Source organism: Kaistia dalseonensis (assembly GCF_030814715.1).
Taxonomy (GTDB): Bacteria; Pseudomonadota; Alphaproteobacteria; order Rhizobiales; family Kaistiaceae; genus Kaistia; species Kaistia dalseonensis.
The window spans coordinates 439,970-454,925 of record NZ_JAUSVO010000004.1; the positions used below are offsets into that span (position 1 = coordinate 439,970).

The window sequence follows — 14,956 nt, forward strand, 5'->3', positions numbered from 1 at the left end:
TCGCGGGATCAGACCCCGAGGGGGACATGCATGCGCCGCACTGAACCGAGCCGCTGGCCAGTGCCGTTCTCTGGATTGCGAAGCGCGACCCTGAGTGGCGCTCCCCGCGAGATAGCCGCGGGAATTACGCTCGCTGCTCTGATCATTCCGCTCAATATCGGCTACGCGCAGGTCGCAGGCCTCCCACCGACCGCGGGTCTCTATGCCGCGATCATTCCGCTTGTTGTCTTCGCCCTGCTCACCTCGTCGCGTCACCTCATCACCAGTCCCGACGCGTCGCTTGCCGCTTTGGCATCGGCGGCGCTCATAGGATTGCAGCTGCCCGACGCCACAGTTCGCCACGACTACGTCCTCGCAATGGCACTGGTCGCAGGCGGATTGTTCTTCATCTTCTGGGCGTTTCGCCTCGCGTTCCTCGCCAACTTTTTATCCCGCCCTGTCATGGCCGGCTTCGTCTCGGGCTTGGGACTAGAAGTCTTTGTAAGCCAGGTCTTCAAGATCCTCGGAGCTCCACACATCGACATGACGGGCACGGCAGCCGCGACCGCACGCGACGCGATGTCGTTGCCGTTCGAGACGACGGGGTTCTTTCTGGAGCTGGCCACCCTGGCTCGTACTGTCCCACATGCGAACCTCTGGTCAGTCGTCGTCGGGCTCTCCGCCTTCTTCATGGTCCGGCTGCTCAAGCGCTTCGCGCCGGCCGTACCCGGCTCTCTCGTCGTGCTGGCGATCCTGACGGTTCTCGTTGGTGCGTTCGGGCTCGACCAGAAGGGGGTCAGCGTCCTCGGCGCCATTCCCTCAGGCCTGCCCCAACTGACATTTCCGCGAGTTCCTCTTTCTGCCTTCATCGACGTCCTGCCCGCGGCACTCGCAGTCGTCGCGATCACGCTGTGTGAAGGGCTCCTTCTGTCGCGCCGCTACAGCCGCAAATATGGATATAAGGCTGACGGCAACCAGGTCCTCTTCGCCTTCGGGGCGGCCAATGTTTCTGCTGCACTTTCGGGCGCCTTCCTGACCGCCGCAAGTCCGTCTCGCACGGCGGCCATGGACACTGCGGGCCAGCAGAGCCAACTGCCATCCCTGGTGGCGGCCGTCACGATCACAATCGTGATGCTGTTCTTCACCGACGTACTCGCCTATTTGCCGAATGCAGCATTGGCGGGGATCGTGGCAAATGCCGTCATCGGCCTCGTGTCCGTTTCGGAATTCCGAGACCTCTGGCGGATGCGCAAGACGGAGTTCTGGATCGCCGCGGTCTGCTTCCTGAGCGTGCTTGTTCTGGGACCCATGCAGGCGGTCCTCATTGCCGTTCTGATGTCGATCATTGACGTCGTCGGTCGTGCATCGCGGCCGGAAAGCTGGCTTCTCGCCGCGGTCTCCGATGGCAGCCATTTCGAACCCGTTCCACCGGATGAGGAAGACACTGCTGCCCCGCTTCTCGTGTATCGCTTCGGTACTGCGCTCTACTTTGCCAACGCGAACACCTTCCTGGAGGACGTCGAGGCCATCCTCGAATGCCGGACGGCGCCGCTGGACTGGTTCGTGCTCGATGCAGAGGCGATCTCTGAACTTGATACGACCGGAGCGGAGACCCTGCACCAAGTGGCGAAAATGCTCGACAGCAAAGGTGTCACCCTGGTCATCACGCGGGCGAGCACCGCCCTGGCCGCACAGTTCGGCCAGCTCGGTCTGCATGAACTGGTCGCCAAGGCCCCGACGTTTCCAACCAATCGACAGGCGGTGGACGCTTTCCGCAACGCGAAGACGTCCCGTCACGGACGAGGAGAACTCGCATGAAAGTCATGATCATTGGAGGTGTCGCTGGTGGCGCATCCTGCGCCGCTCGCCTTCGCAGGCTGGACGAGACGGCCGAGATCGTTCTCGTGGAACGGGGGCCGTTCGTCTCCTTCGCCAATTGTGGTCTTCCCTATCACACCGGCGGCATCATCGCGCGGGAGCAGGATCTGATCGTCGCGAACGAAGCGTATTTCAAGGTCAACCTGAACATCGACGCCCGGACGAGATGCGAGGCAGTCGCGATCGACAGGAGGGCCAAAACTGTCGACCTGCGATACCTCGATACGGGGGAGGTGACGACGGAGAGCTACGACAAGCTCGTTCTTTCGCCTGGCGCTCCATCGGTGGTGCCACCCATCCCGGGCATCGACCAGCCTGGCATCTTCCAAATGCGCACCGTGCCTGATGCTCGCGCCGTGCGGGAATGGATCGAGAAGGGCTCCTTGTTCCTCACAGGAATGAGCAAGTATTCAGGCTTCCAGACTGCCCGTCCCAAGACGCGTGCCGTGGTGGTTGGAGGCGGGTTTATCGGGTTGGAGATGGCCGAGAACCTGGTCCATCGCGGATTTGACGTGACGGTGATCGAGTTGCGGGACCAGGTTCTCGCCCCGATGGACCGCGAAATGGCGGAGATCGTTGAGAGCCATCTCAAACATCACGGTGTCAGCGTCGTGCTCGGTGATGCCGTAACGGCGTTTACCCCAAGGGAGGACGGCGCCATCAAGGTGGCGACCCGTTCTGGAACCGAGTTTCCGGCCGATATCGTGATCCTTGCGCTCGGTGTGCGCCCGGATACTGCGCTGGCCCGGTCGGCGGGTCTCGAAATCGGAAAGCTTGGCGGCATTCGCGTTAATGACAACATGCAGACCAGCGACCCGGAGATTTTCGCCGTCGGCGATGCAATCGAGGTGCGCGATACGGTCACGGGGGCGTGGAGTCTCGTCGCTCTGGCCGGACCGGCCAACCGGCAGGGCCGGATCGCGGCAGACGTGATTGCTGGACGTGACAGCCGCTACAGGGGAACGCAGGGAACGTCGATCATCGGTCTCTTCGACGGGGCGGCAGCGTGGACGGGCGCGAGCGAGAAGGCGCTGCAGAATGCGGGCCGGCAGGACTACGAGAAGGTCTACCTCTATCCCAACTCGAATGCCGGCTACTATCCCGGCGCCAAGCCCATTGCCATGAAAGTCCTGTTCTCCAGGACGGATGGACGCCTTCTTGGTGCGCAGGCGGTCGGCACGAAAGGAGTCGACAAGCGCATCAGCACCCTTGCGATGGCCATCCAGATGGGCGCAACGGTCTATGATCTCGAGGAGGCCGAGTTGTGCTATGCGCCGCAGTTCGGAAGCGCCAAGGATGCAGTGAATTTCGCGGGCATGGTTGCTGCAGACGTGCTCCGGGGTGATATGCCCATCTCCCACTGGGGCGACCCTTCGAAGGCAATCCTGCTCGACGTGCGGGAACCGGCCGAGCTAAGTGTGGAAAGCGTGGCCGGTGCGGTCAACATTCCACTTCGCCAGCTCCGCGAACGGATCACCGAACTGCCGCGGGATCGAGACATCCACGTGATCTGCAGGTCGGGCCAGCGCGCCTATTATGCGACGCGCATCCTGCTCCAGAACGGCTATCGGGCACACACTATGTCCGGGGGCATGCTCGCCCGTTACCATCGCGGCGTGCTCGACAGCTGAGACCACCGATGTCCTAGAATCCCACCGCCAAGGCGACTGCATTCGAGGCTCAACCCATGGCATCTATCGAGGAAGCTGCTACCCGGTTCCTCGCCCACATTCTGGAAAGGCCTGATGGACCCATGGCGTTTCGCCTCATTCTGCAGCCGATCATGGCTGCCATTCTGGCGATCCGCGATGGCGTTCGCGACGGCAAGACCGGTGCGCCATCCTATCTTCTTGCCGTCTTTGGTGCCGCCGAGCAACGGAGGGAAGCCTTAAGGAACGGATGGCGCTCGACATCGAAGATCGTAATTCTCGCGGCGGTGCTCGATACAATCTATCAGCTCATCGTGTATCAGGCCGTCCGCCCCGGTGAAGTCATGGTCATCGCCATTGTGCTCGCGATCGTTCCGTACACGATCTTGCGCGGTCCGGTAGCGCGGATCGTCAGGTGGGCGCGGGCACCGGCCGAGAAGGTCTGACAGCGGCCGCTAGCAGTTGCCAGCCGGTTGATCCATCGTCCGAGCCGACCCGACCACCCTTCTGGGATCGGGGGACGCTGAATCTGCTGAATTCAATGAAGGGAGAAAGCCTCGGCGAACAAGTCCGTCGAGCCGAACACGGTGCCCCACGACTGGAGCGAGCTCTACTCAATAAATACCCTGTCGCGCATCGATCGAGAGCCCTGTCGGACCCGCGAGGAATGAAGCGCACCGAACTCGCCTATGGCTTGCAGAGGAGACGACCGAGGTCGAGCGCTGGGCCCAAAGGGACTGCTTGGCAACGTCTCTGCTTGCTCTGCCCGCTGAGAACTGGATCGTTTGAAGCTGGAGTTTTCCGCTCGATTTTCCCGGCTGGGAGAGGAGCGGAGCAGCATGAAGGCATCGAAGTTCAGCGAGGCGCGAGATGAGCGTTTATCCTGAAGCAGGGCGAGGGAGGTACGCCGGTTGCGGAGATCTGCCGCAAGGCGGGGATCAGCCAGGCGACCTATTTCAACTGGAAGAAGCGGTACGGCGGCCTGCTGCCTGACGAGATGCGGCGGTTGAAGTCCCTGGAAGACGAGAATGCGCGGCTGAAGAAGATCGTGGCGGAGCTGACGCTGGACCGCGAGATGCTGCAGGACCATTCGTGTGAATAGGCGCGGAATGGAGGCATCGGCTTAGGTCGACCTAACTATCTGATTTTCATCATAAATCCTAAATACACTCGGGTCACGCTCGGCGCCGATCGAGGCCCCTGTAGACATAGAATTTCTGAAGTACTCTCAATGAGTTGAAGCCATCTGGCGCGGGGGCCTGCTTGGGCGCTTGTTCACACAAGGAGACTTCACGGCGACGCGGAGCCGGCTTCAAAAGAGCCTCGAAGAGCCATCAAGGAGCCTTCTAAGAGTCTTCGAAAGACCGCAGCGATCCCGAACGGTGGGATTTGGCCTGCTGCTGAGGACGGGACGCTGGGCCAAGCAGAGATCGAATGGGACTGCAGACGTCGTGATTCCCCGAATCACTCGCCAATAGGGCAGTGTCCGGTCCCAGCAGCGCCAATGCCGCCAAGACCTGCGTTCGACCGCTCATTCAGCCGGGTTAAGGTGATATTGCCATTGCTGATCCACTGCTTCTCAGATCAAATGCGGATCAGCTTCGTGACAGAGCTCGGATCGATTTCAGCAAGATAGATGTCTCCGAACCGGTCGACAGCAAGGCCATGGGCGCCGTTCAAAGACGGGCGGGCCCGGCCGATTCTGTGACCGTCAGGTGCGAAGGCGTGGAGGCTCGGAATCTGATCGCTGACAAAGATCGTGCCGTCGGCCTGTTCGAACAGATCCATCGGCCGGCAGAGGCCGTCCCAGTTCTGCAGCCAGTTTCCCGATCGGTCGAAGACCTGTACCCGATCGTTCTCGCGATCGCAGACGAGCAGCCGGTTCTGGCGGTCGACCAGGATCGCATGCGGCGTCATGAACTCGCCGTCTCCCGTCCCGACCGAGCCGAAGCTTGACAGCCAGCCGCCATCGGCGCCGAAGCGGTGGATGCGCGCGTTGCCATAACCGTCGGCGACATAGATCTCACCGTCGCCGGCGACAGCCGCCTGGGTCGGATGGTTGAACGGCCTCTCCCAGCTCGGAACGCGGCGTTCGCCGAGCGCGAACAGCAGCGCGCCGTCGGAGGAGAAGAGGAGGATCTGGTGCGCGTCGCGGTCGGCGATCAGCACGCGGTCCTGCGCGTCGATACGGATGCCATGCGCGTCGAACACCTGGCCGGTGCCATAGCTGAACAGGAATTCGCCATCCGGCGCAAAGACGACGGCAGGCGTCGCCGCCCGCCGCAGCACATGCAGCCGGCCGAGGCGGTCGACCGCGACCTGGCTGACGCGCGCCGCCGCGATATCGGTCGGCAGCCTGCCCCAATGACGGATCACGTCGTAGAAGACGCCCGCCAGAACGATGCGTCCGGTCTCGGCGATGTCCGGCCTAACGGCGGGGTTCGGCATGGGAAGCGTCCATATAGGCGGAGAGAGCGGCCGGCAGGCCGATTGCGGTCTTGAAAACCGGGCGCTTGAAGGAGCCGCGGGTCGCCTTGCGGGGGCTGAGCGCCACCAGCGCTTCCGCCTGCTTTACGGCGGCGGCGATCGGATCGATGATCGGCACGGGAATGCGATCGCGAACTTTTCGCGCGAGACCGGCGAGCGGCGCACCGGCGAAGATCATCGCGTGCGCGTCCTCAGCGTCGATCGCGTGATTGGCGAGGGCCACCAGCGCTTCGAGATTGTCGTCCTGGACGTCGGCGATTGAGTCGAACGAGCGGTCGAGGCCGTAAATGCCGGCGCAGCGGCCCATCAGCCCATGCATCTCGACGCAGTCGCGATACCAGCCATTGAAAGCGCTCGACAGGGCGACAAGGGCGAAACGCTGGCCAAGCATGCAGGCGGTCAGCATGGCCGCCTCCGAGATGCCGATCACCGGCAGATCGAACATTTCGCGCGCGCCGAACAGGCCCGGATCGCCATAGGCGGCGATGATCACGGCATCGACCTCGCGATACGCCTCGGCGATCATGTCGAGCACGATCGCGCCGCCGATCTGCGCTTCGGCGCGAGTCGAGATATAGGGCACGCCGAGCCGCGCCGTCATAGGAACCAGTTCCGTTCCGGCCGCCGTCACCGCTCGGCCGGCCTCGATCATCAGCTCCGTGACCGATTCGGTCGTATTGGGATTCAGGACCAGGATGCGCAAAAACTTCGTCTCCGCTTGGATCGATGCCGCCTTGGTGCGGCTGTTTATTGAGTTCCGGCCGATACCGGCCGCGCTCGTTCGAGCCAGGCAGCGGTGGAAAGCAAGCGCCGGTCCTGTCGCGTTCCACTCACGAGTTGCACGCCGAGCGGCAGGCCATGCGCGCCTTGGAGCAGCGGCAGGCTGATCGCGGGTACACCGAGCAGCGTCCAGAGCGAGGCAAAGATCGGATCGCCGGTGCCATCGGAGCGGAGCGGCGCCACACCGATTGCGGACGGGGTCAACGCAGCGTCATAGGGCGCGATGATCTGGTCAAACAGGCACCGGAGCGTGTCGCGAGCTGCCCAAGCGTCAAGAAACGCCGTAGCCGAAACACGCTGTCCGTCTTCGATGATGCGGACAAGGACATCGGCCATCAGCGGACGGGCTTTGTCAAAATCCTCGCGATAGGTCTGAGCGATGCCGGCTGCCATTATCATGCTGAGAATATCGGCGGCGGCATCGAAGGCGGGGGGCAGGTCGACGATGTCGATCGCTCCATCCAGGCTTTCGACGAGCGCCTCCAGGCCGGCGCGGGTTGTCGGATCGGTGCGCAGCCAATAAGGGCTGCGGATGAAAGCGAGACGCGGTCGGCCATTGATCGGTGACGTGGCTTCAACCAAGCCGGCCGTCGAGAGGCCAAGACTCTGCTCGTCGAGCGGATCCTCGCCGCCGATCGCCTCGACCACAAAGGCGGCGTCGGCGGTGCTCCTGGTGATGATGCCGGGATGATCGAGCAGGCTTGATTGCTTCAGAATGCCGGTCCGCGGCAGCAGGCCGAGGCTCGGCTTGTAGCCGACGACGCCGCAGAACGAGGCCGGGCGGATCGTCGAGCCATTGGTCTGGGTCGAAAGGGCCACTGGCACCATGAAGGCGGCGACTGCCGCCGCCGAGCCGCTCGACGAGCCGCCGGGCGTGCGGTCGAGCGCATGCGGGTTGCGCGTAGGCCCGGCAACGTAGACGGCATGCTCGGACGTGACCGTCTTGCCGAGAATGATGGCCCCGGCCGAACGCAGCCGCTCGACGATCGTCGCATCGGCTTGCGGCCGACGGCCCTTATGGATCGGCGTGCCATACTCAGTCGGCATGTCGGCGGTGTCGATGATGTCCTTCACGCCGACCGGCAGTCCGTGCAGTGGTCCGAGCGTCGCCCCGCTTGCGCGGACCGCGTCCGCCTCGGTCGCCGCTGCAAGCGCCTGGCCGCGATCGAGCCAGGCCCATGCCTGGATATCGGGCTCGAGCGCATCGATCCGCGCGAGATGTGCCTCAATGACCGCGCGTGCGGACACGGTGCCGGCGCGAAGCCTTTGCACCAGTTCTCGGGCCGAAAGCTGAAACAGGGCTTCCATCTCGGTCACCGTCGCTGCGAGGGCGGCGCCCAAGCGAGCCAGCGGGCGGAGAGCCGGCCGATCGCCCAGTAGCTGATCGAGGTGTAGACGATGAACAGCAGCGCGATGAAGAACATCCGGTCGAGATAGGCGAATTGCTGCGCGTAGACGATGATGTAGCCAAGGCCCGATTGCGCGCCGAGATATTCGGCGCCGAGCACCGCGCTCCAGCCGGCGCCGAGGCTGAGCAATATGGTCGAGCGCATTGCCGGGAAGATCGCCGGCAACACGATCGTTCGGCAGAGCGTCCAGCGGGACGCGCCGAGCGAACGGGCGTTATCGATATATATCTGCGGCACGTTGCGGACGGCATTGACCGTGCCGGCAAAGACGATGACGCCGATGCCATAGGCGACGAACAGCACCTCGCCGAGGAAATAGGTGCCGAACCAGAGCTGGAATAGCGGCACCATGGCGAGCAGCGGCAGCGTGCGCAGGAATTGCAGCGGCCAGTCGAATAGCCGCCGCGTCCAGCGCGACCAAGAGACGGCGAGCCCAAACAAGAGGCCGGCTGCGCCGCCGACGGCAAGGCCGATCGCCAGGCGGCCTATCGTGTCGATCGAATGCGACGCGACAGCAAGGAACGCCGCCGGATAGGACCGCGCAGCGCCATCGGCAACAGCGGGAACGCCGAATCCGCCCTGCCAATAGTCCGACATTGCCAGGAAGGTGTTGGTGAACAGCACTTGCCAGCCGGCGATCATCGGCTCGCCCGGTTGCGCCTCGGCGGTATAGACCATCGACAGGACCTGCCAGATGGCGGCGAGCGTCAGAAAGACGGCGACCGAGATCCAGCGATCGCGATGGACATGGCTCGTTATCATGACGCGGCCCCATCCTGGACGATGGCCAATGGCTTGGCCCGCTTTTCAAGGCCGAGATGGGCGAGGAGCTTATGCTTGATCGCCACCATGTCCGGCAGAAGCAGACTGTCGGTCGAGCGCGGCCGCTCGGCTGTGACCGCGAGATCGTCGACGAGATGGCCGCTGTGAAACACCAGGATGCGGTCGGCGAGGCTAAGCGCCTCGTCGACATCGTGGGTGACGAACAGAACGGTGCGCCGCGCTGCCGCGCCGCCTTCGTCCCACAGATCGAGTAGCACCGATTGCAACTGGTGCCGGGTGACATAGTCGAGCGCGCCGAACGGCTCGTCGAGCAGCAGCACGCGGCTGCCATTGGCGAAGACGGTGGCGATGGCGACCCGCTTCAGCATGCCGCCGGAGAGTTCGCGCGGCCAGGCCTTCTCGACATGGCCGAGGCCGACGCGCTCGAGATAGGTGCGCGCGATCTCCCGTCTTTGTGCTGCCGGGACGCCACGGCATTTCAGGCCATATTCGACATTGTCGATAACGCGCATCCAGGGGAACACGCTGTCCTTCTGGAACACCATGCCGCGTTCGCGGCCCGGCCCCGAGATCTCCCTGCCGGCGACCGCTATGCCGCCGTCGGACGGTTCGAGCAGGCCGGCGACCATCTGCAAAAGGGTGGTCTTGCCGCAGCCCGAGGGGCCGACCAAGCAGACGAATTCGCCCTCCTTGATGACCACCGAGACGTTGTCAACGGCCTTCACCATCTGCCCGTCGGCGCGCTGGAAGGTACGATTGACGTGGACGATCTCGATCATGCGGGAATTAGCGGCACTGTTCATGGCATCGGCCTCAAGGCTTTCGGGCGGTCCGCCCGGAACAGGGGACTAGCGCGACGCGGCGCTCCATTTGGCGGTACGGGCAACGGCAAAGGCGGCGACCGCGTCGACGACGATGGCGGCGAGCCCGAGCATCAGCAGCGTCGCCATGATGCCCTGTGGGTCGGTCGCGCCGGCGAGCACTTCGAGCACTTTGCCGACGCCTGATTGCGAGCCGAGCAACTCTGCAATTGCCTCAAGGCCCCAGGCGCCGGCCAGCGCGATGCGGAGACCGCCGAGGATTTCGGGGACGGTCGCCGGGATCAGGATATCGCGCACGATCCCGGCCGGTGTCGCACCGAGCGTGCGCGCGGATTCCTCATAGACCGGGTCGAGATTGGTCGCGGCGCGCTGCGCGAACAGATAGAGGATGACGATGACATAGAAGATGACGAGGCAAACGGCGCTCGCCCGTCCGACGCCGAACCAGATCAGCAGGAAGGGTGCTGCGACCAGGATCGGCACGGTACCGGCGGTCATCATCACAGGATCGATGATGGCACGGATGATGCCGAAGCGGGCCGACAGCAGGCCGGCGAGAATACCGATTACCGAGCCGATCACGACCGCGATCGCCACGTTCTCGGCAGTATAGATCAGGTTGCCATAGAGGTTGGCTTCCTCGACTCCATAGTATGAGAGCGCCGGGGCCGACCAGAAATCGGCGACCAGCCGTTCGACGACGCCGCGCGGTGTCGGCAGGATGATCGCCGGCAGGCCTAGCGTCAGCACCTGCCATACGAGCACGAACAGCACCACACCGGCGAGCCGCAACGGATCGAGGATCGCTAGCAGTATCCTGGCACGCGAGAGCAACGAGGGTGATGGCCGGGTCAGAACATCAGGGGCTACCAATGTCATCGGATCGCTCCTCTCGCGTGCACGGTTCACTATGTCGAGGCCGCGAGCGCCAGGCGATAGGCGTCGAGGAAGTCGTAGTTGGCGTAGAAAGTCTTCGCCCTATCGACCAGGGCCTGCTTGTCCGAAGACAGCGTCATGCCGTTGATCTTGGTCAGCAGTTCGTCCGTCTTGGCCTTGTACTCGACCATCTGGTGCCAGATCGGGCCGCCCCAGACGACGTCGTCGGCCGTGATTCCGGCCGGGATGATCTTGTGGGCTTCGAAGTCCTTGATCACCGCGCTCCAGACATTGGCGTAGTAGGAGGTGGCCTTATTGTTATCGTAATATTCGGCGTTGCCGGCGAACGGCGTGAACGGATGCAGGATGTTGACGGTCGCTTCCACGCCCTTGCCGTCAAGGTCGGTGCCGGCGACAGAGTTCAGGTACGGTGCCTGCAGGTCATAAAGCGACGGATCGGCCTTGGTGGCGTCGATGATGTGCCAGACGACCGACATGAAGCGCAGCAGTGTATTCTGGTTGGCGTTGACCCAATCGGAATTGGCGCCGAGGCCGACAATGCCGATCAGCGGTTCGATCGGCGAATCGACACCGCCGGGGCCGTATTTGATCAAATCGCCGATGTCGACGAGGCTCGTCCAGCCCGCCTGCCGCAGAGTGTAGACGATCGGTGCGCCTTCCGGATTGACGAAGTCCTCGCGGTCGGCCTTGGCAAGGACCAGCGATTTGGCGTCGTCGAGGACCTGCAACTTGAAGCCGGCGCCGGAGGTCTTGTTCAGATATTCCTCGAAGGCACGATCGGAAAGCTGCGGCGCGCCGACCAGCGTCTTGCCCTTCATCGGGGCGAGGGTCGCCTTCAGCGCCTCTTCGTAGGTTTTGCCCTCAGCGATATATTCCTTGAACGTCTTCAGCTTGAGTTTCGGATTGGCGAGGATCGCATTGGCAAGGAAATTGTCGGTGAAGCCGACGCATTTCAGCTTGGTCGAATCCTTGTAGGTCGGCAGCATCAGCGGGCAGAACTCGGAGATCAGGTCGAGCTGACCGTTGAGCAGGAGAGTCGTGACGTTCGAGTCATTCGCCTTCAACCCGTAGGGAGCCGGATCGAAGCTGATCCCCACATCCGAGAACCATCCCTTTTTCATGCCGATGATGTAGAAGGTGTTGTCGGCATAGGGCCGCATGCCGAACTTGATGGTCGAAGCCGGGATATCGGTGCCGGGCTCGGCCGCGGCCGGCACGAAGCGATCCGCGGCGAAGGCGGTCGGCGCGGCGCTAAGCGCCGTAAGGCCAACCAAGCCGGTGGCTAGTATCAACAGGCTCTTGCGCCCGATCGACGCGGCGATGCCCTGGATGGAGGATCTCATTGCAATCTCCTGGTTGTCGGGGCCGAAGGCGACCCTCGATTGTCGCTGGGGGAAAACGTTCCGCCCGTCCGGTTTGCGGCGTGCGGCGTGGAATCGGCTCAGCCAGGGAGGGAGGAGGATCCGGGATCCTCGGGACGATGGCTGCGCGGTCGTTTAGGCAACAAGGTTCTTGCATCCATCATGCCAATAGCGGTAAATTGCATAATTGATTGATTTTAAATACGATTTTTGATTGTCGCCGATATTGTGCATGCATTAATTTGATTTTTTGCATGCAAAATTGGCGGAGGTGACTAAGAATGCTCATGCTTTGCGCAACAGGATGCCTGACGAAGTGACGACGGACGAAAGCCTGGCACCGAACCCCGTGATCGAACGCCCCGCGCCGGAGGCAGCAAAGCGCGCCGCGCGTCAACGTCCTTTGCACGAGGCCGTAGTCGACCGGCTGCGCGACATGATCATCGAAGGCGAACTGCGTGTCGGCGAGCGGCTGCACGAATTCAACCTCGCCGAGACGCTGAACGTTTCGCGGACGCCGGTGCGCGAAGCCGTCAAGCTGCTTGCGACGGAAGGGCTGGTCGAGCTTCTTCCCGGCCGTGGTGCGCGCGTCGCCGCCCTTTCAGCGAAGACGATCACCGATCTGCTCGAAGTCATTGGCGGCATCGAGCGCCATGCCTGCGAGCTCGCCGCTGAGCGCATGACGGCGCGGGAACTGGCGAAGCTCAGCCGTATGCATGAGCGGATGGCGGGCTATCACCAAGCCGGCAATCTACACGATTATTTCAAGCTGAATAACGAGATCCATGTCGCGATCGTCGCCGCGGCGAAGAATGCGACTTTGGCGACGACCCATGCGGCGCTAATCCTGAAAGCGAGACGCGGCCGTCACGCTGCACTGGCATCACAGGCCCGTTGGGCGGAAGCGATGGCCGAGCATGAACTTCTCATGAAGGCTTTCGCCGAACGAGACGGCCGTAAAGCCGGCGAGATCATGCTTCAGCATGATTTACGGACGCGGGAGGTCGTCCAGCGGATACTTGAGGCGTCGAAGCCATAGACGGCCCAATATCCATTTGGATGGCTTGGAATCGGCTCGAGGCTGTCAATCGGGCGCGGGACGCAAACCCCGCCATCTTCAAAAATCAACCCGCGTCACCGCACCCCGGGACCAAATACCTAGGTCGCTTTGTAGACGTCCTGCTTGTCGTCGAGAGGCAGGGCATTCCCCTGCCCAGCGCCAAGGCATTGCCTGCGCCTGTTCGGGGCCTTGGATCGGCTCTCGCCAAGCCCCTCCGAATTCGACAATCGGATACCGCCAAGCGGCAGTCCTGGCCCGCTTAACGGCAGGCCAGCACCGGATAACGACATTGCCGAACCGCCATTCGACAAAGCGATCCCGCAATCGCGCAAGCCAATTCCACAGAATTGCATTCCGATCCCGGCTAACGACAACGCAATCCCACCAAACGACAATCGATTTTCCCAGATAGCGGCTGAGAACACCCTTCCAGATGTCTAAAAATCGGCCCATCATTTCACAGAGATATTCAGGTAACGCACGGAAATCGCGTCACTTTCCAGCAGGCACTCCACCCGAGATCGCGAGGAAGTCCCTCTCTGGCGTTTCTGCTCCGAACAGGGAAGCCGGCAGAGACGGGTTCACGGCGGACTGCGCCCGCCGCAATTAAGTACTTGTTTTTTATTAGATTTTTTTACTTTTGGAGGCTGCGGCAGATAGTGCCGTTGTTTCCAGAGCTTGCAGGCCGCCGATCTTGGGCCGGGTCGGAAGAGACTGCTTTTGCCTGCTCTTCACGTCCCCGTCTCTAGCGCGACTTTCAGCGGTACCCGAATTGCGAATTGGGGGGCGACTTTTTGCACGACTGCACGGCCGCCCCTTTCCACTTCATATGCCCGCAAGCCGCTTTCCTGCCGACAGGATTGGCCTGCTGCGTCGATCGGTTCGAGCAGACGCGCCTCTTTGCCTTGCGTGCAATTGGGACCGACGAGTCGGAGGGCTTCTAGTGTGGCGCAATGCCAACTGGATTTGCCACAGCAGTCCACGAGATGCTGGCGCCAAACATTGCGATGGGTGTTGCAGCCTCGGCCGCTTGGCTGCTGTTCTGCAAGAAGATAGGCGTGCGGGGGCAACCAGAATGGCGCGGGACTAATTGAACCCGAGCGCGCGGCGCTGCTCTGCCCAATCGATCGGAAGGCGAGTATCCGCCATCAACTTGTTGGCGGTCAGTGTAACGGGCTGCCGGCCTTCCAGAATTGCAGTGATGATATCGGGCGCCAGGAAGGCCAACCGGACGAGCCGCGACACATAGGATTTGTTCAGTCCCTCTTCCCTGGCTAAATCCGCAACGGTGGGCTCCGGGTCACCACTCAACCTGGGTACAATCTGGTGCGCGAGCGATAAGGCGAACGAGACTGGTATCCGGCCGGGCTGCTGCTTCTTTGCCCGGAACGACGAGGCGCAGTTCGAAGCCGGACCGTTTGAAGGCGACCGGGACCGTCAGTGTGATGACGTCGCGCTCGCTGGAGTTCGTTGCTGGGGCGGGCTCGGCTGCAGGGCGCCGGAGATCCGGTAGGTCACCGCCTTCAGGGAGACAATCCCGGTGTCGGGATCCAGATGGATCGCATCGCCTCTCTGGGTGATGACCCGGTTCAAAGCCCGGAGATTTGCTCCCGGCTGCATCGGCTTCGTTTCCGGCGAGTGCTCTTCGTAGACAGCGTAATCGGCAGCAAACGCTTCGGCAGCGCCAAAACTCAGGGCGCCCATCGCAACGAGCAGGATGAGACCAAGAACTCGGAATGTTGAAAACGGCTTCAGCCATCTGCCGCGCTCCTGCGCTGTCAGTCGCGTGCCACCCGACCGGGAACATCCTGATATCTCTCTGTCGTTCGTTCCGCTCATGACGTTCCACTTG

At 62.5% G+C, this 14,956-nt stretch carries 12 protein-coding genes and 1 pseudogene; 5 read left to right on the top strand and 8 right to left on the bottom strand.

Annotated features, from left to right (window positions below; all coding sequences use genetic code 11):
• The first annotated feature begins 30 nt into the window (after window positions 1-30).
• From QO014_RS15855 to QO014_RS15870, 4 genes and pseudogenes are all read left to right on the top strand, one after another.
• Window positions 31-1,797 (top strand): SulP family inorganic anion transporter, encoded by a 1,767-nt coding sequence (locus QO014_RS15855; protein WP_266349691.1) that lies wholly within the window; start codon window positions 31-33, stop codon window positions 1,795-1,797.
• Window positions 1,794-3,488: an FAD-dependent oxidoreductase gene (locus QO014_RS15860; protein ID WP_266349692.1), complete on the top strand. Its 1,695-nt coding sequence runs from the start codon at window positions 1,794-1,796 to the stop codon at window positions 3,486-3,488. The genes QO014_RS15855 and QO014_RS15860 overlap by 4 nt, the downstream gene beginning before the upstream one ends.
• 56 nt (window positions 3,489-3,544) lie before the next feature.
• On the top strand, window positions 3,545-3,952 hold the full coding sequence (locus tag QO014_RS15865) for a hypothetical protein (RefSeq protein ID WP_266349693.1): 408 nt from the start codon (window positions 3,545-3,547) through the stop codon (window positions 3,950-3,952).
• 393 nt (window positions 3,953-4,345) lie between these two features.
• A pseudogene (locus tag QO014_RS15870) lies at window positions 4,346-4,593 on the top strand (transposase); the annotation flags it as partial.
• Window positions 4,594-5,090: 497 nt separating this feature from the next.
• Here the strand turns inward: QO014_RS15870 and QO014_RS15875 are convergent.
• From QO014_RS15875 to QO014_RS15905, 7 genes are read right to left on the bottom strand one after another with little or no spacing between them, the layout of a single operon-like run.
• Window positions 5,091-5,954, bottom strand: coding sequence for a 6-bladed beta-propeller (locus QO014_RS15875; RefSeq protein ID WP_266349694.1), 864 nt, complete (start codon window positions 5,952-5,954; stop codon window positions 5,091-5,093).
• Complete coding sequence (locus tag QO014_RS15880; RefSeq protein ID WP_266349695.1) at window positions 5,935-6,696, bottom strand: aspartate/glutamate racemase family protein; 762 nt, start codon at window positions 6,694-6,696, stop codon at window positions 5,935-5,937. Before QO014_RS15880 ends, QO014_RS15875 begins: the two co-directional genes overlap by 20 nt.
• A 44-nt stretch (window positions 6,697-6,740) precedes the next feature.
• On the bottom strand, window positions 6,741-8,081 hold the full coding sequence (locus QO014_RS15885; protein WP_266349696.1) for an amidase: 1,341 nt from the start codon (window positions 8,079-8,081) through the stop codon (window positions 6,741-6,743).
• Window positions 8,082-8,086: 5 nt separating this feature from the next.
• Complete coding sequence (locus QO014_RS15890; RefSeq protein ID WP_266349697.1) at window positions 8,087-8,944, bottom strand: ABC transporter permease; 858 nt, start codon at window positions 8,942-8,944, stop codon at window positions 8,087-8,089.
• The gene (locus QO014_RS15895) at window positions 8,941-9,768 is read right to left on the bottom strand and encodes an ABC transporter ATP-binding protein (RefSeq protein ID WP_266349698.1); all 828 of its coding nucleotides are present in this window, start codon (window positions 9,766-9,768) and stop codon (window positions 8,941-8,943) included. The genes QO014_RS15890 and QO014_RS15895 overlap by 4 nt, the downstream gene beginning before the upstream one ends.
• A gap of 45 nt (window positions 9,769-9,813) precedes the next feature.
• Window positions 9,814-10,665, bottom strand: coding sequence for an ABC transporter permease (locus QO014_RS15900; RefSeq protein WP_266349699.1), 852 nt, complete (start codon window positions 10,663-10,665; stop codon window positions 9,814-9,816).
• Window positions 10,666-10,694: 29 nt separating this feature from the next.
• Complete coding sequence (locus QO014_RS15905) at window positions 10,695-12,026, bottom strand: substrate-binding domain-containing protein (protein ID WP_266349700.1); 1,332 nt, start codon at window positions 12,024-12,026, stop codon at window positions 10,695-10,697.
• Between the two features lie 334 nt (window positions 12,027-12,360).
• Here QO014_RS15905 and QO014_RS15910 point away from each other — a divergent pair, with 334 nt between their 5' ends.
• Complete coding sequence (locus tag QO014_RS15910) at window positions 12,361-13,083, top strand: GntR family transcriptional regulator (RefSeq protein WP_266349701.1); 723 nt, start codon at window positions 12,361-12,363, stop codon at window positions 13,081-13,083.
• Window positions 13,084-14,541: 1,458 nt separating this feature from the next.
• On the opposite strand, the gene QO014_RS15915 is transcribed toward QO014_RS15910, so the two are convergent.
• Window positions 14,542-14,943, bottom strand: a complete 402-nt coding sequence (locus QO014_RS15915; RefSeq protein ID WP_266349702.1) for a hypothetical protein — start codon at window positions 14,941-14,943, stop codon at window positions 14,542-14,544.
• Between the last annotated feature and the right edge of the window lie 13 nt (window positions 14,944-14,956).

Bases quoted from the DNA above. Each gene is read 5' to 3' on its own strand.
- QO014_RS15855 (WP_266349691.1), top strand. From the start codon at position 31: ATGCGCCGCACTGAACCGAGCCGCTGGCCAGTGCCGTTCTCTGGATTG.
- QO014_RS15860 (WP_266349692.1), top strand. From the start codon at position 1,794: ATGAAAGTCATGATCATTGGAGGTGTCGCTGGTGGCGCATCCTGCGCC.
- QO014_RS15865 (WP_266349693.1), top strand. From the start codon at position 3,545: ATGGCATCTATCGAGGAAGCTGCTACCCGGTTCCTCGCCCACATTCTG.
- QO014_RS15875 (WP_266349694.1), bottom strand. From the start codon at position 5,954: ATGCCGAACCCCGCCGTTAGGCCGGACATCGCCGAGACCGGACGCATC.
- QO014_RS15885 (WP_266349696.1), bottom strand. From the start codon at position 8,081: ATGGAAGCCCTGTTTCAGCTTTCGGCCCGAGAACTGGTGCAAAGGCTT.
- QO014_RS15890 (WP_266349697.1), bottom strand. From the start codon at position 8,944: ATGATAACGAGCCATGTCCATCGCGATCGCTGGATCTCGGTCGCCGTC.
- QO014_RS15895 (WP_266349698.1), bottom strand. From the start codon at position 9,768: ATGAACAGTGCCGCTAATTCCCGCATGATCGAGATCGTCCACGTCAAT.
- QO014_RS15900 (WP_266349699.1), bottom strand. From the start codon at position 10,665: ATGACATTGGTAGCCCCTGATGTTCTGACCCGGCCATCACCCTCGTTG.
- QO014_RS15905 (WP_266349700.1), bottom strand. From the start codon at position 12,026: ATGAGATCCTCCATCCAGGGCATCGCCGCGTCGATCGGGCGCAAGAGC.
- QO014_RS15915 (WP_266349702.1), bottom strand. From the start codon at position 14,943: ATGAGCGGAACGAACGACAGAGAGATATCAGGATGTTCCCGGTCGGGT.